The following is a 20,072-nucleotide window of genomic DNA, read 5'->3' as shown; positions in this document are numbered from 1 at the left end:
AAGCTTTTTTTCGATAACGTCTTTCAGTGCCCGGTTCTCAAGGCTCAGGTCGGCAAACATCTGTTTGAGACGCCGGTTCTCGTCCTCAAGATCCTTGATCTTTTTAATATCAGAAGCCTCCATGCCGCCGTATCTGGACTTCCAGTTGTAGTAGGTGGCTTCAGATATACCGGACTCCCGGCAGACATCTTTAACGGTTCGTCCGGCTTCAACCGACTTAATCACAGCGATGATCTGATGCTCAGTAAAACGGGCTTTACGCATAGCGATCTCCTTCGTTGGAAGATTGATTATGCCGGATGCTCTCTAAATATGAATGGCACGATTATGCGGGATACTTACAAATTCGCTCGGCATTATTCACTATCGACTTTCATGGAACGCGCTAAAAATGACGGATAATCTTTGTAAGATATTTATTAGCTCCGCTTCTTATGGGCGTATCATGCTTTCTATCAAGCATTGACTCAATAATGTTAAAATTGTGTTTTATTTATATTAATCTTGCATTCCTTATAAATATTTATTGGTGCTATTTCTGTTATTAGCGATGTCATTAGGTTGTAACTAAATAGCGCAGCGAGAACACTGGAAAAGTAATACTCACTGAAGTGATAAATCATGGTGTTAGTGTGGATATAAGCAGCGTTGTGCTGTGGAAAAAAAGCGTGACGGGAATGAAAAGGAGAGGCTGAATATCAGTGGGTAAAACTGTGTGAATTTGATCACATTTTTAAACCCTGTTAGGGTAAATAAGTCATTCACTGCCCAACAGGCGTCAACAGGTTCGGTTGTACGGCGGAAAAACGCCAGTGTAAGTAAACCTGCTACGCTTGAACAGGAAAGCTGAAACTGTAAAAACGCCCGGCAGGGATAAGCGTCGGGTGGTTCAGGGCGCAAGCTAAAGAGGAAAACATGCATGCTAAAAAGGAAAAAAGTTAAACCCATTACATTGCGCGATGTGACCATCATTGACGATGCGAAATTGCGCAAAGCGATTACCGCCGCTTCACTCGGTAATGCGATGGAGTGGTTTGATTTCGGTGTCTACGGCTTTGTCGCCTACGCTCTTGGCAAGGTGTTCTTCCCTGATGCAAACCCCAGCGTACAGATGATTGCTGCACTCGGGACATTCTCCGTTCCCTTCTTGATTCGCCCGCTGGGTGGTCTTTTTTTTGGTATGTTGGGTGATAAGTACGGGCGGCAGAAAATCCTCGCCATCACTATTGTCATCATGTCGATCAGTACCTTCTGTATCGGTCTTATCCCCTCCTACGCCACGATAGGTATCTGGGCGCCGATTCTGCTGCTGCTGTGTAAGATGGCGCAGGGCTTCTCCGTTGGCGGCGAGTATACCGGCGCGTCGATCTTCGTTGCTGAATACTCCCCGGATCGTAAACGTGGTTTTATGGGAAGCTGGCTGGACTTTGGTTCGATCGCCGGTTTTGTGCTTGGCGCGGGCGTGGTCGTATTGCTCTCCACAGTGGTGGGCGAGGAGAACTTCCTTGAGTGGGGCTGGCGTATTCCGTTCTTCCTGGCGCTGCCGCTCGGCCTTATCGGCCTCTATTTGCGCCACGCGCTGGAAGAGACGCCAGCGTTCCAGCAGCATGTCGATAAGCTGGAGCAGGGCGATCGTCAGGGGCTGCAAGAAGGGCCGAAAGTCTCGTTCAAAGAGATCGCCACCAAACACTGGCGCGCGCTGTTGACCTGTACTGGTCTGGTGATTTCCACCAATGTCACCTATTACATGCTGCTGACCTATATGCCGAGCTACCTGTCGCATAATCTGCACTATTCGGAAGATCACGGCGTGTTGATCATTATCGCTATCATGATTGGTATGCTGTTTGTCCAGCCGGTAATGGGGCTGCTGAGTGACCGTTTTGGCCGCCGCCCGTTCGTGCTGCTGGGCAGCGTGGCGCTGTTTGCTCTCGCCGTTCCGTGTTTTATTCTGATTAACAGCAATGTGATTGGGCTGATTTTTGCGGGTCTGCTGATGTTGGCGGTGATCCTCAACTGTTTTACCGGCGTGATGGCTTCTACGCTGCCCGCTATGTTCCCGACGCATATCCGCTACAGTGCGCTGGCGAGCGCCTTTAACATCTCGATCCTGATTGCCGGGCTAACGCCGACTTTGACGGCCTGGCTGGTAGAAAGCTCAGAAAATCTGTTAATGCCCGCTTACTACCTGATGATTGTGGCGGTGATTGGTCTGATTACCGGTCTGACGATGAAAGAGACAGCGAACCGGCCGCTGAAAGGCGCGACGCCCGCCGCATCAGACATTCAGGAAGCGAAAGAGATCCTGCGCGAGCACCACGACAATATTGAACAGAAAATCGAAGATATCGACGCGGAGATCGCCGAGTTGCAGGCGAAGCGCACGCGTCTGGTGGATCAACACCCGCGCATTAACGAGTAAGCGTTATCACCAGCCAAAAAGGCTCCTGTGGGTCTTTTGGGGCTGGTGCAGCTTAACAACCTGCCGCAATAAAATCGCCGTTTGCGCTGACCGGGATCACCGTCAGGAACAGCACCGCGGCAAACAGCATCAGCGCCACGCCACCAGCAATTTTTAATACGGGTACCAGCCAGCGCATCTGGCTTGCGTCGTCGCCAAAAAAGGTGACTGTCCGGTTGCGCGCATAGCGCACGGCCAGTGACAAGCCGAGGATGGACAGTGCAGTGCCGATCGCCATGGTCATCACCGCCGCAATCCCCCAACTCACAATGCCGAGCGCGTTCGAGAACAGTAAAATCATGATTGCTCCGCTGCATGGCCGCGCGCCAATGGCGAGGATCACACCGAGGCGGGTTTTCCAGTCTCCCAGCGTGCTGGCGGCGACGCCATGATGGCCGCAGCCGCAATCGGCATCATGGTGATGTAACGGGGTAAACGCGTTGAATTTTAGTTTGTGCGGTCGCAGACTTTTAGCAGCATTCCACGCCACATACGCGCCGAAGCCGCCGATCATTACGGCGCTGACTTTCTCCACATACCAGCGGCTTTCACTGAGATCGCCAGAGGCGAGGTTAAACCCGATCGCCAGCACGAAGACAAACAGAATGGCGCTGACGCCTTGCATCAGGCTGCCCAGCAGCGGAATGACGCGCGCGGCGATCTGGCTTTCGTTATTCGTGCTGAGATAGGTTGTCACAATAAATTTACCGTGGCCTGGCCCGACAGCATGCAGTACGCCGTAAAAAAACGCGCCGACCAGCAGCCATACTCCGCCGCTATATTGGTGGTTATTAAGCTGAAGCAGATACATGACCAGGTAACGGTGCAGGGTGATTTGCGTCGCCAGGCACCATTGCAGAAATGCCGCCCAGTGGGCGTGCAGCATGAACAAAGCCGCTACTGCTACCGCCAGCACGGCGAATGCGACCGGCCATCGCCAGCCGCGGCTCAGAATTTGCGTGGTCATAGAATTCAGGGAATTAAGGATGGTTTTCGCAGTATAAGCGGCGAAGGTATCCACCTCTACCCTCACCGCACGTTTTACTTTTTAAGCAAGTGTGTATGTCAGCGCCCCGGCAGATGCAGCGTATCCGGCTGGCCTGCGGTTGCGCCGATCGGCATGCGCGAATTTCCGCCGTCACGACAGTGACTGGGTTGTAATATGGCCTGATTTGCTGACGAAGGTGCTGACATGTCGCTAATGAGAAGAGTGTGAAAAATCTGCTGCTGATGGTGTTTACCTTAACGGTGTTTGCCGCGAGTTCTGTACTGCGTCGCGCAAAAGCAAAAACGTCTTTTGGAACAGATCCATTTCACTAATACCCTAAAATCACCAATCATTATCCCTGAATATTAATATTTCTATACAGAGCATAAACGAAAGGATTTAATTTACATTGGCGGGTTGACAATAATATTTGCTATGAGTAGATTCCACATGCCGAAGTTGAGGCCTTTCCTAAACTGACATAAGAGACAAATGGATACTGAATTTAGTAGCTGCCCGAATAATGCCTCAGTGGCTGTTCGGGCAAGTAAACATGAAATCGATTGTGATCACTTCTTCGTTTTGGTGTGTCTCGCCGGAGCCTGAGGCTCTTGTGTTGTTCCACCTCGACCAGGGGTATCACGGTCCCGAGGTGTGTTATGAACTTCAAATCTACCCTTTTCCCAGGTGTCAAAACAGTGACATCTACACTACGTGTCCGGACGCCCCGCGATAGGGTGACTTCTGCACGTAAAAAATCATTAAACTCAATTTTCTCTTCGAAAATCAGTGGGTTGAATAAACGTATTACTAACTGGCGTGTCAGTCCTGTCACTGGTCAGTTGGAGCGTCGTTGCAGCTTCTCTGACAGCGAAGACCCGCAAAGTAGCTCCTTCATTGCCTGATTCAGCCGTTACGCTGCTCAGGGTATCGGCGCGCTATGCTGCTGCCTGTGCCCGAGTGTCACGCTGAGTTACATTGCTATTGGTACATGTTTATTTCCTGATGTTTTCAAACAGAAACAGCAGCCGAAATAATCACGTCCAGATAAAAAGATAATAAACTTCTCACCTGTTTATTTAGAAAAATAAATAGTGGGAAAGCCTGTGAAAAATTAATTGAAAACCGATCGCTTATGCGGCATCGGGCTATTTTTGGCCGCCCTTAATCCGGTATTAACCGTAAAATAGCTTGCTGCCGTCCGGCGACAGGAATACCACCATGACAGTACAAACCAAGAACCGTAATAAAAAAAGCACGCATTCTATGCGTGCCGCCCAGGAAGCCAAAAATGGCATCGCTGAAACCTTGGTCAACTTCAACACCACCCGGGAAGGGTTGCAGGAAGCTCAAGCCAATACCCGGCTGGAGCGGGACGGCCTGAACGAAGTGGCTCACGACAAACCGCCTCACGCGCTGATCCAACTGCTGATGGCGCTCAATAACCCATTTATCTACGTGCTGTGTATTCTGGCAGGGATCAGCTTCTTTACCGATTACTGGTTGCCAATCAGCCAGGGCGAGGAAGGTGATTTAACCACCGTTATCATCATTGGCACGATGGTGACCCTCAGTGGTCTGGTGCGCTTTTGGCAAGAGTACCGCTCAGCGAAGTCTGCCGAAGCGCTGAAAGCAATGGTGCGTACAACCGCAACGGTAGTACGTCGCGAACACGCGGGGCAAAAAGGTACACCACGTGAGATCCCGATGCGTGAGCTGGTCGTGGGCGATATCGTGCAGCTATATGCCGGGGATATGATCCCGGCTGATGTTCGCCTGATTGAATCACGCGACCTGTTCATCAGCCAGGCCGTCCTGACCGGTGAAGCGCTGCCGATCGAGAAGTACGATACCCTTGGCGACGTGGCGCAAAAGTCCGCACACGACGAAGCGAGTGAAACCGAAAATCTGTTGGATATCCCTAATATCTGCTTTATGGGGACTAACGTGGTCAGCGGCACCGCGCAGGCTGTGGTGGTCGCCACCGGGCCACGGACCTATTTCGGTTCACTGGCAAAAGCCATTGTCGGTACCCGGGCGAAAACGGCGTTTGACCGCGGCGTTAACAGTGTTAGCTGGTTGCTGATCCGCTTTATGCTGGTGATGGTGCCGGTTGTATTCCTGATCAACGGCGTGCTGAAAGGCGAATGGTGGGATGCCCTGATGTTTGCTCTGGCGGTCGCCGTCGGCCTGACGCCGGAAATGCTGCCAATGATCGTCAGTGCAAACCTCGCGAAAGGCGCGGTGGCCATGGCAAAACACAAAGTGGTGGTAAAGCGTCTTAACGCTATCCAGAACCTGGGAGCCATGGATGTGTTGTGTACCGACAAAACCGGTACGCTGACGCAAGACAAAATCATTCTTGAACATCATGTCGATACGCACGGTCAGAAAAACGAGTCCGTGCTGGCACTGGCCTGGCTCAATAGCCACTATCAAAGCGGCATCAAGAACCTGATGGATCAGGCGGTGATTTACTTCTCTGAGAATGAACCGGGCTTCGTCAAACCTCAAGGCTACAGTAAGGTCGATGAAATGCCGTTCGATTTTGTTCGCCGCCGCCTTTCAATTGTGGTGGAGGACAGCCAAAGCAACCACCTGCTGGTGTGCAAAGGCGCAGTAGAAGAGATGATGAGCATCGCCACACATATGGAAGAGAACGGCAAGATTGTGGCGCTGGATAATCAGCGCCGTGACGAGATGCTGACGATGGCGAACGATTACAACAAAGACGGCTTCCGCGTACTTGTTGTGGCCACTCGCGACATATCTGGCGCAGAGGTTAAAAAGCAGTACAGCACCGATGATGAGCACGACCTGATTATCCGTGGCTTCCTTACCTTCCTCGATCCACCGAAGGAGAGTGCAGGCCCGGCTATCGCCGCTCTTATGGATATTGGCGTAGCGGTAAAAGTGCTGACCGGCGACAACGCGATCGTTACCACACGAATTTGCCGCCAGGTTGGTCTGGAGCCGGGTGAACCGGTTCTTGGCACCCAGATTGAGCGATTGAGTGACGCGTCCCTGCAACAGTTAGTCGAAGAGCGTACCGTGTTTGCCAAGCTGACGCCGCTACAGAAATCACGCGTACTGAAAGCGTTGCAGACCAACGGCCATACCGTTGGCTTCCTCGGCGACGGCATTAATGATGCACCCGCCTTGCGCGATGCCGATGTTGGCATCTCAGTAGACAGTGGCACCGATATCGCCAAAGAGTCCGCTGACATCATCCTGCTTGAAAAGAGCCTGATGGTTCTGGAAGAGGGCGTAATTAAAGGCCGCGAGACCTTTGGCAATATCATGAAGTACCTGAATATGACCGCCAGCTCTAACTTCGGCAACGTATTCTCGGTGCTGGTTGCCAGCGCGTTCATCCCGTTTCTGCCAATGCTTGCGATTCAATTGCTGTTGCAAAACCTGATGTACGACATCTCCCAGCTCGCGCTGCCGTGGGACAAAACGGATAAAGAATTCCTTAGCAAGCCTCGCAAGTGGGATGCAAAAAACATCGGACGCTTTATGGTCTGGATTGGCCCGACATCGTCCATTTTCGACATGACCACTTTCGCCCTGATGTGGTTTGTGTTCAGCGCCAACAGCGAACATATGCAGACGCTATTCCAGTCCGGCTGGTTTATTGAAGGGCTGCTGTCGCAGACGCTGGTGGTTCATATGCTGCGCACCCAGAAAATACCGTTCATCCAGAGCACCGCCGCCTGGCCTGTATTGATAATGACCAGTCTGATTATGGCTATCGGTATTTACGTGCCGTTCTCCCCGCTCGGGCCGTTGGTTGGACTCCAGGCTCTGCCGTGGCAGTACTTCCCATGGCTGGTAGGCACCCTTCTCGCATACTGCTGCGTGGCCCAGGCAATGAAGACCATTTATATCCGTCGCTTCAAACAGTGGTATTAACTTCGCATTAAACACAGTAATTCGGTGCCGCTTCGGCGGCACTGCTCGGACAGGTAGCACAAGCAGGGAAGCATTATGGAAAAGCAAACACCCTTTATTTTCCTGATTAAAAATAAGACCACCATGTTGATGATCTTATTTTTAATGAAAATAACCCGCGCTTTGCGTGTACGTGCTTTGGCATGGTACGCCGGGGGGAAAATTAGCTATCGGCACACAAAATTGTTACTCATTTTCGCCTGCATCATGAATCGTTTTTCGCTCAGGCTACTGCGTTGTGTTATTACGCCCGTCCATAAGAGGGAGAATTAATCATGTCCGGAACTGCACTGTTACTTAGCCTGGCTGGCACCATTGCTTTGTTGCTCTGGGGCAGCCATATGATCGCTACAGCACTGCAGCGTGGATTCGGCACGCCGCTGCGTAACTGGATGGAGCGGCACCTCACCAACCGCTTCACTGCACTACTCTCTGGCATTGGCATTACCGGTATTCTGCAAAGTAGCACTGCTGTAAGCATGATGGCCACATCGTTTACCGCCGCCGGAACGCTCAGCCTGGCACCCGCGCTTGCAGTGATGCTGGGTGCCAACATTGGCTCCACGCTAGTCGTGCAGTTGATGAGTTTTAACACTGAAATCGCCATTCCGTTGCTTTTATTGATCGGGTTTGTGGTCTTTAAGCTGCGCGACCATTCCAACTTCGAGAGCGTGGGCTGTGCGCTAATTGGGCTTGGGCTGATGCTGCTCGCCCTGCATCTGCTTGGCGGTACTTTGGCCGAAATTGAAGTCACACCGGTTTTCCATGCTGTAATGCAGGGGCTACAGGGAGATACATTAATCGCTCTGCTGGTAGCAGCGATCCTGACTCTGATTTGTCACTCCAGCGTAGCGATTGTTTTATTGATAGCTTCCCTTGCCACCACCGGCGCAATAATGCCAGCGACGGCAATAGTGTTGGTGCTTGGTGCAAACATAGGCGGTGCACTGCCACCGGTTCTGAACGCAGGTTCAGGCGTGGCTCGCCGCCTGCCGATTGGTAACCTAATCATTCGCCTGTCTGGATGTGCTCTGGCATTACCGCTGTTGCCGCTGCTAACTGATTATGTACAAAGATCAGGAGTGAGCACACCGCAACTGGTGGTCTGGTTCCACACAGCGTTTAGTGCCGTGCTCGCGTTGCTGTTTATTGGCCTGACTGCGCAGATGGCTCGCTTCCTGGAACGAATCTTCCCGGAAGAAGAGCATCCTGGCGATCCCGGTATGCCGATGTATCTGGACGACGCAGGTCTGGAGGTCGCTTATATAGGCTTGTCTAACTCAGTTCGTGAGTCACTGCGGGCTGCAGATATGCTCACGATCATGCTGGACCGTCTGTTAGTACTATTTGTGACTCAGGAGAAACAGGCCGCAGAAGATATTCGCCACCTTGATCAGTCAGTCGATCTGCTCAGCGCGGCGGTTCGCGCCTACCTCGCGGACATCGGTCAGGATGGATTGAATGACGCAGATGCCGATCGTGCACAGGAAGTACTGATGTTCATTATCAATTTTGAGCACGCGGGAGATATTCTTTCCAGCAACCTGACCCAGTTGGCAACTCGCCGCGCGCTCCGTGGGGAGGTGTTTAGCTACTTTGAGCTACACAATATCCGCCTGTTACACGAGGAGATTCTTACCAGCTTGCGTCTCGGTATAGCTGCGTTCATGCGTGAAGACTTATCGGCCGCCCTCGAGTTGGTAAAGCGTAAGGAAACCATACGGCAGCTTGAGGCTTCCGCCAGCCGCGAGCATTTCAAAAATCTGCGTGAGGACAAAAATGCCTGGGCGGAATCCGGCGATATCTTCCAGCGTGTGTTACGGGACTACCGCCGCGTGCACCACCATATTGCCGCCGTAGCATATCCGGTCATTGAGCGCCTTGGTAATACGTCATTGCAGTTTATCAAAACGCCTCCGGCCATTTAAAAACACTAATCGCCATGGTGCGCATAGCCTTCTTTTCAATAAAAACAACGTTAAGGGAAATAATAGTGAGAGTTTTAATCTGCTCAGGTCGATTTTATGCCGACATCAACACCCTCACTCACGTACTGGATTTATATGCCCGTATGCAGCCGATTGATGTGCTTATTCATGGAGGTCACCATGCGCTGGGCAGTGCCATTGAAACCTGGGCACGAGACACAGATATTCACGTCATCCGCTATCCGGCAAACTGGGCGTTGCATGGTAAATATGCGGAAACCAGACGTAACCTGTTTATGCTTGAAGACAGCCGTCCTGACGTGCTGCTGGCCTTTCCTGGCGGAGAGGACACAGCGGAGTGCATAAAAATGGCGCAAAATATTGGGATCCGGGTAATCGAAGTTTAACGCCAGGCCATCCATGGGGACTTCTGATCAATCGCTATTGATATGGGTTGCTGAGTAAATAAGAAACTGGACCCTGGCGTTTATTCCAGGGGATGATATTTTTCTTTGTATATGAGGCTCCTGAATGGAAGCGAGGCCGACCAGTGCATATTATATATTCTTGATAGTTTTAACTAAGAGCCTGGCCCATTAGGCTATTTTATTTGCCATTTTGGTCCTGGGCAGTGCTCACACAAAATGTTATGGCATTTTGAACGCCGCTTGTGGTGGTCCTTTAGGGTGAGTGAAGCGAGTCATCCTCACGTACTGCATGTACGCTCCGGTTGTTGCACACTGTCCGTACCCCCGTATTCATCGCTCAGGGTATCCACCAGGAGGGCTATTTTTTCCAGAGGCGGTCGAACTCCGCCTTCGCAAAATAAGCTGAGGCCTGCCGCAGGATATCATCGCTGCGCCGCAGCTCGCGGTTCTCACGCTCCAGCTCTTTCAGGCGCTGGCGCTAGTGGTGGAGAGACCACCACACCGCCACTGGCACACGTTCATACTGACGCAGCCAGATACGCAGGGTCTCCGGCGTGCAGTCGATTTTAGGGGCGATGGAGCTCAGAGCTGCCACTGTGAGTCATACCCGTCCTGGCATTCCAGAACCATGCGGACGGCCCGCTGCCGTATCCCGGGGGAAACACGTGTATTTTTAGTCATCCTGTTTACCTCTCTCTCAAAGCGTTTAGTCTCCAGGATTACCGGGGCGGTTCATTATTGTATGGTTGATATGGCTTTTATCCACGGATTACGGGTGAGTGAACTTACTGCTTTAAAAGTCGATGATTACGACCCACTCTCAAAAAAGATTTATATAAAACGACTTAAAGGTGGATTAAGTACCAGCCAGCCATTATTACCGGAAGAAAATATAGTTCTGCTAAAATGGATCGAGGAACGTAAAATATTTCCAGGGAATAATTTGTCATGGTTATTCCTGTCCCATCAGGGAAAAAATGTCAAGGCAGCGGTTTTATCAACTAATAAATCATTACGGACAATTAGCTGGTTTATAGGTAAATGTTCATCCGCATATGTTAAGGCATGCATGTGGCTATGCTCTGGCTGAATTAGGTAATGACACCCGTCTTATTCAGGATTATCTGGGGCACAGAAATATACAACACACCGTTTTATATACGGCAGCGAATTCTGCACGTTTTAAAAATGCATGGGTTACCAGAATATACTGAAACAGGGGGGCAGATCCGCCGTGCCCCCTTCAGAACCTGACTTTTAACACAGGCAAGAATCTGCTTTATTATGAATGTATTGGTTGTTGAGAGTCTCACTCCGGTCAGGGTCACCCGTTTTTGTGCCTGGCAACTGTCTTAACCCCAGATTACAAAGCCAATGGCATGATACCGGATTTGCCTGCGGCCCTCGCAGGAAAGATCCGTCGCCTGGCAGAAAGTATCAGTAAAGCGAAAGCTGAGGGGAGACTGGAGAAAGACCCCGGGAAGGGCATCCACCCTGGTGGACAGCGCGGCATCAGGAAAGGTAAGCACGAAGCGCCCCTGAAAATTGTTCCCGCCATGCTGCAGAACGGCATCGACCACAATACAGCGATGACCATAACCGGTATGGCAGAAGACGATCTGCAGCGCATTCGGCCTGTCGGCCTTACCGGCAAAAAAATATGATGGAGCAATTTCCCCACCTGGCCATCTATTTAAAATTGAAGCTATCAGGGTGGTTATCAAGACTGCCTGTCAGCGCTGCGAACAGGACTGTCTTTCCATCAGGCGACAAATTATCGGGTCCGTTTAGCCACTGCAGTTTTTCATGACCTTCTTTTTCCTCTACCGAGGAAAAAACACCCAATAATTTTTTTGTTGCCGTGTCGTAAAGCACAGCGATTCGTTGTGCGGCACAATCATGTGGTTTACATGAAGCCAGCACCAGATACTGATTGCCGGCGATGTTAACTTTTTTGCCCTGAGAGTCTGTACCTCCCTGGGTTACCCATGCGGGTAAATGCTGGTTAGCCACCATCTTATGAAACTCCGCCTTTGTAGCCTGATTCACCGCCAGTTCACTGATGGTGAGTTCATCCTGCGCATACACGGATGTGGCTAAAGCTGAAAATGAGAGAAACAGCGCAATGCGTGCTTTTTTCATAAAAATCTCTTTGTTTATTAACAGACTGCAAATTGAGACTTCTTTTCCGGGGCTGGACGGGGTTCCGGGTCCACAGGCTGGCCCGGTGGTACGGAAATGTACGCCAGAAGCATAACCTTCTGTATCATCAGATCAGGAAGAATATCTGTGATGGACTGCCTCCGTTCCGGCAGACGATCCTGCCCTGTACCAGTACTTGTAACCCCCGGGGTACCCCTGTATGGTCAACTAAAATTAACCACCGTTTTTAGCGTTTTTCCAGTATCGGTTTTCCGGTTCGTTTGGCGTCAACCCCCGGTATCTGTAACACCTCCAGATATCATCGCAATTTTGCCAGCATCTCTTTTGTTACCAGCACCACGCCGTTCTCCGTGCGATAGAAACGTTGTCTGTCTTCTTCGGCATTTTCACCGATCACCATCCCCTCCGGGATCTGACTCCCCCGATCAATCACACAACACCGCAACCGGCAAGAGCACCCCACCGTAACATCGGGTAACAGAACACAGGATTCCACAGAACAAAATGAATTTATCCTGACCCGGGAGAACAGCACCGAATTTGCCACCGACGAACCGGAAATAATACAACCACCAGACACCAGCGTATTTATCGTAATACCGTAACTGTCGGAATGATCCTGCACAAACTTCGCCGGGGGAAGTGATTCGGCATAGGTGCGGATCGGCCAGTGGGGGTCATACATATCCAGTTCCGGCATCACGGCCGCCTGATCAAGATTCGCTTGCCAGTAGGAGTCCAGGGTACCGACATCACGCCAGTAATCCGGTGCGCCAGGAGCGGAAGAGACACAGGAAAGCGAAAACGGATGGGCCCATACCTGACCCTGTGCGGTGATTTTTGGCAGAATATCCTTACCAAAATCATGCTCGCTGTGGCTGTCAGTATGATCATCCTCTAACAACCGGAACAGGAACCCGGCATTAAACACGTAGATCCCCATGCTGGCCAGACTGCGGTCCGGTTTACCAGGAAGCGCTGGCGGCACGTCGGGTTTCTCCCAGAATGCCTGTACCTGCAGGTTGTCAGAGACCTCCATCACGCCAAACGCCGTTGCATCCTGCCTTGGGACTTCAATGCAGGCGACCGTACAGGGGCTATTGCTCAATACATGCTCCAGCAGCATCCGCGAGTAGTCCATCTTGTAGATATGGTCCCCCGCGAGGACAACCACGTACTCCGCACGGTAACGTCGTATGATATCGAGATTCTGAAACACGGCATCGGCGGTACCGCTGTACCAGTGCTCATGTCCCTGGCGTTGCTGGGCGGGCAGAAGGTCGACAAACTCGTTCATCCCCTCACTAAGAAACGACCAGCCGTGCTGAAGATGTTGCAGTAAGGTATGCGACTGATACTGGGTAATGACACCGATACGACGGATACCCGAATTAAGGCAGTTGGACAGGGCAAAATCAATGATGCGGTACTTGCCCCCAAAGTGCACAGCGGGTTTGGCCCGGACAGAGGTAAGGTCTTTAAGACGGGAACCCCTCCCTCCCGCCAGCACCAGTGCGACCGCTTTATTGGGGAGCTGTCTGGCGAGCATGGCTTTATGTTTGTCGTCTAATGTCTTCATTTCAGGTTCCTTACTTTGCCGATCCCGGGAGCCAGTGATGAAAAAGTCGCCAACAGCAGAGCGCTCTTTTATGTTTATTATGCAGGGAATGAATTACCCACACTGAGAGCATGGTCAATATCCCCTTCAAAACCAGAGCGATCAGGTCACCCGGCATTACCCGGCCATTTCAGACGTGACTGGCCTCCCGTCGATTCACGGCGTGTTATGGGCAGTACTATGAAGGGACTGACAAACGGTACTTCACTGGTGGTGAAAGGGTAAGCCAGCCTCAGGTGATAAATCTTTCCGGGACGCTCAGTAATGAGGAAGTTTTTGATCTAATTTGCTGTTTTAATAAATTGACCAGAAAGCAGGCGCGGGCAGAGTTTAACTGTCAGTGGAATGAGGGTTCTTTCATCCGATAACAAGGCCGCAAGGACGAATTTCCGGAAGCCGGAGTCAGCCATAGTAGTGATAAGTTTGATGCAAATGTCAGATCGTATGCGCCTGTCAGGGTGCGGTTGGTAACAGAGCCTTACAGGCGCATCTGAAAAACCTCCGGCTATGCCGGAGTATATTTATTCCGGCACAGATTCATGGGGTATTCCCGGTTTTAGCAGGCTGCGGGCTATTTTCAGGGCCGCTTCGCGCTCACCTTTCCTGATGCCGCGCTGTTCGCCTGGCTGGATGCCCTTCCCGGAGCCTTTCTCCAGCTCCCCCTCAGTTTTCGCTTTACTGATACCTTCAGCCAGGCAACGTCGCCGGTCCTCGTAGTCCTTTCCTGCGATGGCCGCAGGCATATCCAAACAGCTCCCTGTCTGAAGCCGCTGAAAAATAATAACCACACAAAATAGATTGATATTACCCCATTATGTCTATAAATATTAGTAACCGCAAAGAAATGTAGCGATAACATAAAACCAACAAAAGAGCGAGCCAGTGATGATAGCCATTAACAACACTCACGTGATTTACGCGATGTCCCGTGAAAATCCTCATGTTGCTACAATCGCCAGCGGTGATGAGGTGCTTTTTCAGACCTGTGACTGTTTTTCTGATCAAATTGTCAATGACGCGACGGTTTTTCAGGAGATTAACTGGCAGCGGATTAATCCTGCAACCGGACCGGTTTTTGTTCAGGGGGCTGAACCCGGCGATGTGCTGAAAGTCCACATCAGGCAGATCCGCTTAAATCGTGACTGGGCAGTGATGATAACCGCACCTGATCTGGGTATCGTCGGCGATGAACTGCGCGAACCCACGGTTACGATTGTTCCCATTAATGAAGGTCATGCACTGCTGGCGGCTGGGGTGACGGCACCCTTAAGACCGATGATCGGCGTGATTGGCGTGGCACCTGACGGGGAGGCTGTCTCGTGCGGTACCCCGTACAGCCACGGTGGTAACATGGATTGCAAAGAGATCGTCGAAGGCACCACTCTGTGGTTGCCGGTTTATGTCCCCGGCGCATTGTTCGCCCTCGGTGACCTTCATGCCGGTATGGGCGATGGGGAAGTTTCTGTCTGCGGGCTGGAAATCGCCGGCGAGGTGATTGTCGAACTAACGGTAGTGAAAAATCGTCCATTACCGCTACCGATGCTGGAAAATGATGACTCCCTCTTTACCCTGGCGTCCGCCGTCACGCTCGATGAGGCCGCGACGCTTGCTACCCGCAATATGGTACATTTCCTGACCGATAACAGCCCGCTTTCTCTGCCTGAAGCGATCAACATCCTCAGTGTCACCGGAAATCTACAAATTTGTCAGGTGGTTGATCCGTTAAAAACCTGTCGGTTTGCGTTACCCAAATCCATTGCAAAGCAGCTTGGTGTCACCATTGAGGGCTAAAAGATGAGCATTGAAAAGTTTGGCTATAAACAGGAACTTCATCGGGCACTGACGTTCAAAGACTTGCTGATCTACGGCATGATCTTTATGGTGCCTATCGCGCCATTCGGTGTGTTTGGTTATGTCCAGGATGGCTCAAAAGGGATGGTAGCACTGGCCTATCTGATTGGTATGGTGGCGATGTTTTTTACCGCCATGAGCTACTGGTCAATGTCACGGGCCTTTCCGGTATCAGGCTCGGTATATGCTTATGCCCAGCGAGGTCTTCATCCAGTCGTCGGTTTTTTTGCCGGTTGGCTTATTCTGCTTGACTACATTCTGGTGCCTTCTTTGCTCTATATTGTCAGCGCAGCGGCGCTGACACCGATGCTCCCCGGAGTGCCGACCTGGGTGTGGATCGCCGGTTTTATTGGCGTGAACAGCCTTATCAACCTGTGTGGTATTACGTTTACCGCCAAAGCGAACAACACCATCCTGGTTGCAGAGATGGTGGTGCTCAGCATCTTTGTTGTGCTGGGATTGTGGGCGCTCTACTCTGGTGCCGGGGCCGGGCGTCTGACCCTTGATCCGCTGTACAACCCGGATAAATTCAGTCTGCCATTGGTGATGAGCGCGGTGTCAATTGCGGTGCTCTCGTTTCTTGGCTTTGACGGGATTTCCACTCTTGCGGAAGAGACGAAAGACGGCGGGGTGGATACCGTAGGTAAAGCATCCCTGGCTGCACTGATTGTTGTTGGTGCGCTCTTTATTCTCCAGACGTGGATCGCAGCCGATCTCTCACGGGGAATGACCATCACCAGTCTGGATACTGCATTTTACGATGCTGCCAGTGTTGCCGGGGGCAACTGGCTGAAGTATGTCACTATGTGGTCTACGGTGATTTCCTGGGGTATCGCTAACGCACTGGTGGCGCAGGCGGCAGTGTCACGCATTCTGTTTGCGATGGCGCGGGATGGGCAGTTGCCGGCTCTGCTGGCGAAAGTTCATCCGCGTTTAAAAACTCCGTGGACCAGCACCCTGTTTGTTGCGCTGATCTCCCTGGTTTCTGGCTTATGGTTCAATGGCAACATAGATAACCTGAGCCGTCTGGTCAATTTCGGTGCGCTGATGGGCTTCCTGGTGCTGCATATTGCAGTGATTAATCATTACATTATTCGCCAGAAATCTCGCCACCTGGTGATGCATCTGTTTTTGCCTTTAATGGGTCTGTTGATTATCGCCTTCGTGATTTACGAGATGGATATTGAAGCGAAAGTGTTGGGTCTTGCCTGGCTGGCTGTTGGCGTTGTTTATTATGTGATTATGCGCCTGTTGCTGAAACGTAACATCGTGATGGATCTGGAAAGCTAATCGCTGTGGGAATATTGCCTGCTGCAGTGGCGGGCAATCTGGTTTCTGCGCTCTGCTTTAACAGGTAAATATCTGAAGGGGCTTTTTGAGCCCCCTCAAAAAGCATGGACGTTTTCAACGTGATTTTGGCCAGCAGGTCTGCTCAACCCGGACTCCCTTCCCGTCATAGTCAGGAAATTTGCTGTCTGCCGTGTGCTTATCCAGGGTGTCGTCCTGCCTCCGTTTCGTTCCATCCGTCGTCAGGCAGCCTGTAAGGATGCCCCGTCTGTAAACTGACTATCCCGCATTAATCAGAAATCTGATAAAAAATAACTTAACGCATTTAACCAGTTGTTAACACAAAAACAGCATATAACATCAGTCGTTTAATGTTGGTTTATTGTTAAAAAGTATATTACTTCAAATTTTAATAGTAATTAAAACACATAATATTTTTTGGTTATCATATTAACCATACAGCAGATAAGGCTTATCACGGCTGCAGTTCCTCCGGCCAGTCGCAGATATTCCGCCAGCGGCCTGAATAAATGATTTGATAAATGTGTCCTGGTTTCCGCCTTCCACTGTGCCAATAAGCTTTCACGCTGTGGAAGGCCCCGTTTATCACCGGGAAGTGAACATACACAACCCGACAGACTGCCGCCGCTGCAACCGGTAGCCACCAGGGGAAGTACCGGGCTGATGTCATACAGCAGGGATGCAGCGTTGCCACCACATGTGAAGTGACCACAAATAACGGGGCTATAGCCCTTAAAGGACTGTCATGAAAAAAATCACTTTCATTACCATCGCACTGGCTGCCGGTGTCTGCGGAACGGCGCTGGCCGCCGACGGCACCATCAATTTCACGGGGAACATCCGGGACACGGCCTGTAAGGTCGATACCGCATCGGCAAATCAGACGGTGAACCTGGGCTCCGTCTCCGCGAACTCTTTCGCTGCGGCCGGGGCTACCGCATCCTCCACCCGCTTCACTATCAACCTGACCGACTGTCCGGCCGCTGTGACATCCGCCAGTACCCGTTTCGATGGCCCGCTGGCCAGTGGCAACAGCAATCTGCTGGCGCTGAGTTCCGGGCAGACCGCAACCGGGGTGGGTGTGGGGATCTACGAGCAGGACAGTACCACGCTTATTCCGGTGGGCAATGTTTCCGCCCCCGTCACCCTCGCCACTACCGGCACCAACGCCCTCAATTACATCGCGAAATATGTCCCGACGGATGCGACTGTCGGGGCGGGTACCGCGAACACCGTTGCGGCGTTTACCGTGACATATAACTGATCCTGTGAGCCGTTCGCGGCTCTGTTTTTCAGGGAGACGGATGTTTCGTCCACTGATTGCACCGGGCCTGGTGATGGTCTCAGTGGCATCCCCTGTCGGCGTGGAGGCAGGCGGGTCAGGGCTGGTCTGTGAGGGGCGTGACCGGCAGGCAACACGGAGCATCAGCAATCCTGACGACAGGCCCTGTCTGATCCCGGTCCGGGGGGATAAAAATCCGGCCGCAGGTGACGGGGATAACACCTTTGTGGCCACGCCGCCGCTGTTTCGTCTTGAGCCGCATTCACAGAATTCAGTCCGGATCGTTTATACGGGGGGCGCTTCCCGCCGGCCGCGCATCACTGTTCTGACTGAGCATTAAAACGGTAAGGGAGACAGGATTATGAAAAGAAAATCACCGGGTATTGTCTGTGGGGGCCTGCTTGCCCTTGCTGCCACGGACGCCCGCGCGTATCAGTGCACGAGAGTGACGGCGTCAACTGTCCTGACGCCTCCGCCGGTCACGGTGCAGCGGGATTTGCCGGTGGGCGCACTTATCGGCAGTGAGGTGGTGTCCGGCGTGGTGCAGACCTACAACTGCACTAACTCGCCGGGAGGCCCCCTGACCTATCAGGAATTTGGCGTAAAAGGAGAAGGAACCTATGTCACGACGATTAATGGTCGCCGCGTCTACAGTACCAACATCGCGGGCATCGGGTACGCGGTGGGAGCCACCTCCGTCAATAACTGCGGCAGTACAGGGTATGTGGACGGGACGCAGACCGGGGACGGTAACGTCAATAACCGTCTGCTCTGCCGCGTCAACGGTATCCTGCGTAACCAGCCCCTGGAAGCCCAGGCCCGCATTCAGTTTTACAAGACGGCGCAGACGACCGGCACCGGCAGGGTAAGCGCACGACAGGTTGGCTCGTTTATCCTGCGCTACAATCAGCAGAGCTGGAGTCAGCTTGTATCGACAATCAGTATTGCTGCGTTTAACGTGTCCAGGATTGCCTGTACCGTGGGCAACACCGCCATTTCTGTTCCGATGGGCGCGGTGGAGAAACGGGCGTTCAGCGGCCCGGGCACCTGGCCGGGGGACGCCAGTACCCGCAGTTTCACCATTCCGCTGAACTGCAACGCCGGCACCCGCGTCAGCCTGCGGATTGACGGTAGCGCGCAGAATGCCACACGGGGAGTGCTGAATCTGGCCGGCGGTGCCGGCAGCGCCTCTGGCGTGGGTATTCAGCTGCTTTACAACAACGCGCCCCTGCCGCTCCAGACGGTTATCAGTACGGGCAGCGCGGCATCAGCAGGCGCATACAACGTTCCCCTTCAGGCGCGATATTATCAGACAGGCAGCGACATCACGCCGGGAGTGGCAAACGCCAGCGCCACGTTTACGCTTGTTTATCAGTAAGGCCGGCCCGGGCGGCTTGTACACGAGGGGGGATTCGCGACCCTGCCTGTAGCCGGGGAAACCCGGACGCCTGCAGTGTCGTATCCAGATAAGGGAGATATGGATAAAAAACCTGACGATAACGCAGGTACTACAGGTATCACGGTCCAGTCGTTATGAACGTCCGGGCGGGCAGAGCCTGCCCCGGATGGAGGGTTACCGTCAGGAAGCCGGTGAGGAATGATTACCGGCGTCCGGCAAAGGGCTGTCGCAGGGGCACCGCACATCTGAATCGCAGGTTAAAGGAAACCAGTCACCGGAGGGCATCGTGTGCACCACACCGCCCGGAAGTCACGGCCTGGCAGAGCCAGGTTGTGAAGAGATTCAGGCAGGATGTCACCTGTCGTAAATGATCTGCTGGATGCAGTATCAGTGACGGGAAAATGGCAGAATGGATGGAAGACCGGTCTGACCTGCATCTACATAAGGGGCTGAACAGGAGATCCCCGCGCGAATATCGCGGTGCCATGTCAGTCGTTTATGAGCCGGGGTCTTTTCGCAGGGGCAGCCCCGGTTTCAATCATTTATTAAGCGGAGGTAAAAATGACGCAGAGAAAGCATTTAACCGAGACAGAGGTGGAGAAACTGCTGATGGCGGCAAAAGGAAGCAGCAACCCGGAAAGGGACTATTGCCTCGTATATATGAGTTTTGTGCATGGATTTCGTGTCAGTGA

Annotated in this window: 17 protein-coding genes, 3 pseudogenes and 1 other annotated feature; of the genes and pseudogenes, 14 read left to right on the top strand and 6 right to left on the bottom strand. The window is 52.2% G+C overall.

The genetic code is table 11. The features are described 5' to 3' along the window. A partial coding sequence (locus GA0061070_RS22515) for a transposase (protein WP_139109819.1) occupies positions 1 to 264 on the bottom strand: 264 nt, incomplete at its 3' end. Positions 265 to 919: 655 nt separating this feature from the next. Here GA0061070_RS22515 and proP point away from each other — a divergent pair. Then, entirely contained in the window at positions 920 to 2,422 is a 1,503-nt protein-coding gene (gene proP, locus GA0061070_RS22510; RefSeq protein ID WP_090138562.1) for a glycine betaine/L-proline transporter ProP, read from the top strand. A gap of 52 nt (positions 2,423 to 2,474) precedes the next feature. Here proP and GA0061070_RS22505 read toward each other — a convergent pair whose 3' ends face one another. Continuing rightward, positions 2,475 to 3,428, bottom strand: coding sequence for a nickel/cobalt transporter (locus GA0061070_RS22505; RefSeq protein WP_090138564.1), 954 nt, complete (start codon positions 3,426 to 3,428; stop codon positions 2,475 to 2,477). A 1,242-nt stretch (positions 3,429 to 4,670) separates the two neighbouring features. On the opposite strand from GA0061070_RS22505, the gene mgtA reads away from it, so the two are divergent. From mgtA to GA0061070_RS22480, 4 genes are all read left to right on the top strand, one after another. Next, positions 4,671 to 7,364, top strand: coding sequence for a magnesium-translocating P-type ATPase (mgtA, locus tag GA0061070_RS22495; protein ID WP_090138558.1), 2,694 nt, complete (start codon positions 4,671 to 4,673; stop codon positions 7,362 to 7,364). A 75-nt stretch (positions 7,365 to 7,439) separates the two neighbouring features. Continuing rightward, positions 7,440 to 7,676: a hypothetical protein gene (locus tag GA0061070_RS22490; protein ID WP_090138555.1), complete on the top strand. Its 237-nt coding sequence runs from the start codon at positions 7,440 to 7,442 to the stop codon at positions 7,674 to 7,676. 2 nt (positions 7,677 to 7,678) lie between these two features. After that, positions 7,679 to 9,331 carry a Na/Pi cotransporter family protein gene (locus tag GA0061070_RS22485; protein ID WP_090138552.1) on the top strand — a complete coding sequence of 551 codons (1,653 nt, stop codon included), beginning with the start codon at positions 7,679 to 7,681 and terminating at the stop codon, positions 9,329 to 9,331. Between the two features lie 65 nt (positions 9,332 to 9,396). Further along, positions 9,397 to 9,738 (top strand): DUF2493 domain-containing protein, encoded by a 342-nt coding sequence (locus tag GA0061070_RS22480; protein WP_090138550.1) that lies wholly within the window; start codon positions 9,397 to 9,399, stop codon positions 9,736 to 9,738. Between the two features lie 320 nt (positions 9,739 to 10,058). After that, positions 10,059 to 10,163: a sequence feature (AL1L pseudoknot), on the bottom strand. Here GA0061070_RS22480 and GA0061070_RS22475 read toward each other — a convergent pair. Beyond that, a pseudogene (locus tag GA0061070_RS22475) lies at positions 10,083 to 10,440 on the bottom strand (transposase); the annotation flags it as partial. (Overlaps the previous feature by 81 nt.) 61 nt (positions 10,441 to 10,501) lie before the next feature. On the opposite strand from GA0061070_RS22475, the gene GA0061070_RS25695 reads away from it, so the two are divergent. The 3 genes from GA0061070_RS25695 to GA0061070_RS25250 all read left to right on the top strand — a co-directional run bounded on the left by GA0061070_RS25695 (position 10,502) and on the right by GA0061070_RS25250 (position 11,423). Continuing rightward, on the top strand, positions 10,502 to 10,849 hold the full coding sequence (locus GA0061070_RS25695) for a tyrosine-type recombinase/integrase (RefSeq protein WP_244153188.1): 348 nt from the start codon (positions 10,502 to 10,504) through the stop codon (positions 10,847 to 10,849). Continuing rightward, a complete protein-coding gene (locus GA0061070_RS25830) occupies positions 10,815 to 10,973 on the top strand; it encodes a tyrosine-type recombinase/integrase (protein ID WP_279616106.1) in 159 nt (52 codons plus the stop codon). Before GA0061070_RS25695 ends, GA0061070_RS25830 begins: the two co-directional genes overlap by 35 nt. A 165-nt stretch (positions 10,974 to 11,138) precedes the next feature. Beyond that, positions 11,139 to 11,423: an RpnC/YadD family protein gene (locus GA0061070_RS25250; protein ID WP_090138549.1), complete on the top strand. Its 285-nt coding sequence runs from the start codon at positions 11,139 to 11,141 to the stop codon at positions 11,421 to 11,423. 25 nt (positions 11,424 to 11,448) lie between these two features. Here the strand turns inward: GA0061070_RS25250 and ivy are convergent, their stop codons facing one another. From ivy to GA0061070_RS24940, 3 genes and pseudogenes are all read right to left on the bottom strand, one after another. After that, positions 11,449 to 11,901 (bottom strand): Ivy family C-type lysozyme inhibitor, encoded by a 453-nt coding sequence (gene ivy, locus GA0061070_RS22460; protein WP_090138548.1) that lies wholly within the window; start codon positions 11,899 to 11,901, stop codon positions 11,449 to 11,451. 319 nt (positions 11,902 to 12,220) lie between these two features. Continuing rightward, on the bottom strand, positions 12,221 to 13,501 hold the full coding sequence (gene glgC / locus GA0061070_RS22455) for a glucose-1-phosphate adenylyltransferase (RefSeq protein WP_090138547.1): 1,281 nt from the start codon (positions 13,499 to 13,501) through the stop codon (positions 12,221 to 12,223). 695 nt (positions 13,502 to 14,196) lie between these two features. After that, positions 14,197 to 14,298: pseudogene (locus tag GA0061070_RS24940) on the bottom strand (recombinase family protein); the annotation flags it as partial. 127 nt (positions 14,299 to 14,425) lie between these two features. Between GA0061070_RS24940 and GA0061070_RS22440 the strand changes: the two are divergent. The 6 genes and pseudogenes from GA0061070_RS22440 to GA0061070_RS25690 form a co-directional block, all read left to right on the top strand. Further along, the gene (locus GA0061070_RS22440; RefSeq protein ID WP_090138545.1) at positions 14,426 to 15,331 is read left to right on the top strand and encodes an acetamidase/formamidase family protein; all 906 of its coding nucleotides are present in this window, start codon (positions 14,426 to 14,428) and stop codon (positions 15,329 to 15,331) included. A 3-nt stretch (positions 15,332 to 15,334) separates the two neighbouring features. Then, positions 15,335 to 16,681 carry an APC family permease gene (locus GA0061070_RS22435; RefSeq protein WP_090138544.1) on the top strand — a complete coding sequence of 449 codons (1,347 nt, stop codon included), beginning with the start codon at positions 15,335 to 15,337 and terminating at the stop codon, positions 16,679 to 16,681. 763 nt (positions 16,682 to 17,444) lie between these two features. Continuing rightward, positions 17,445 to 17,963: a fimbrial protein gene (locus GA0061070_RS22430; RefSeq protein ID WP_090138543.1), complete on the top strand. Its 519-nt coding sequence runs from the start codon at positions 17,445 to 17,447 to the stop codon at positions 17,961 to 17,963. A gap of 40 nt (positions 17,964 to 18,003) precedes the next feature. Further along, entirely contained in the window at positions 18,004 to 18,321 is a 318-nt protein-coding gene (locus GA0061070_RS26075) for a fimbrial biogenesis chaperone (RefSeq protein WP_090138542.1), read from the top strand. Positions 18,322 to 18,342: 21 nt separating this feature from the next. After that, the gene (locus tag GA0061070_RS22420) at positions 18,343 to 19,359 is read left to right on the top strand and encodes a fimbrial protein (protein ID WP_090138541.1); all 1,017 of its coding nucleotides are present in this window, start codon (positions 18,343 to 18,345) and stop codon (positions 19,357 to 19,359) included. A 582-nt stretch (positions 19,360 to 19,941) separates the two neighbouring features. Then, positions 19,942 to 20,072: pseudogene (locus GA0061070_RS25690) on the top strand (DNA recombinase); the annotation flags it as partial.

This window comes from Kosakonia oryziphila, from assembly GCF_900094795.1.
Lineage (GTDB): Bacteria > Pseudomonadota > Gammaproteobacteria > Enterobacterales > Enterobacteriaceae > Kosakonia > Kosakonia oryziphila.
The sequence above is the reverse complement of the archived record's forward strand: the minus strand, read 5'-3'. Positions and strand labels throughout refer to the sequence as shown.

Coding starts and splice junctions, on each gene's coding strand:
- proP (WP_090138562.1), top strand. CDS start 920: ATGCTAAAAAGGAAAAAAGTTAAACCCATTACATTGCGCGATGTGACC.
- GA0061070_RS22505 (WP_090138564.1), bottom strand. CDS start 3,428: ATGACCACGCAAATTCTGAGCCGCGGCTGGCGATGGCCGGTCGCATTC.
- mgtA (WP_090138558.1), top strand. CDS start 4,671: ATGACAGTACAAACCAAGAACCGTAATAAAAAAAGCACGCATTCTATG.
- GA0061070_RS22490 (WP_090138555.1), top strand. CDS start 7,440: ATGGAAAAGCAAACACCCTTTATTTTCCTGATTAAAAATAAGACCACC.
- GA0061070_RS22485 (WP_090138552.1), top strand. CDS start 7,679: ATGTCCGGAACTGCACTGTTACTTAGCCTGGCTGGCACCATTGCTTTG.
- GA0061070_RS25695 (WP_244153188.1), top strand. CDS start 10,502: ATGGTTGATATGGCTTTTATCCACGGATTACGGGTGAGTGAACTTACT.
- GA0061070_RS25830 (WP_279616106.1), top strand. CDS start 10,815: ATGTTAAGGCATGCATGTGGCTATGCTCTGGCTGAATTAGGTAATGAC.
- GA0061070_RS25250 (WP_090138549.1), top strand. CDS start 11,139: ATGATACCGGATTTGCCTGCGGCCCTCGCAGGAAAGATCCGTCGCCTG.
- ivy (WP_090138548.1), bottom strand. CDS start 11,901: ATGAAAAAAGCACGCATTGCGCTGTTTCTCTCATTTTCAGCTTTAGCC.
- glgC (WP_090138547.1), bottom strand. CDS start 13,501: ATGAAGACATTAGACGACAAACATAAAGCCATGCTCGCCAGACAGCTC.
- GA0061070_RS22440 (WP_090138545.1), top strand. CDS start 14,426: ATGATAGCCATTAACAACACTCACGTGATTTACGCGATGTCCCGTGAA.
- GA0061070_RS22435 (WP_090138544.1), top strand. CDS start 15,335: ATGAGCATTGAAAAGTTTGGCTATAAACAGGAACTTCATCGGGCACTG.
- GA0061070_RS22430 (WP_090138543.1), top strand. CDS start 17,445: ATGAAAAAAATCACTTTCATTACCATCGCACTGGCTGCCGGTGTCTGC.
- GA0061070_RS26075 (WP_090138542.1), top strand. CDS start 18,004: ATGTTTCGTCCACTGATTGCACCGGGCCTGGTGATGGTCTCAGTGGCA.
- GA0061070_RS22420 (WP_090138541.1), top strand. CDS start 18,343: ATGAAAAGAAAATCACCGGGTATTGTCTGTGGGGGCCTGCTTGCCCTT.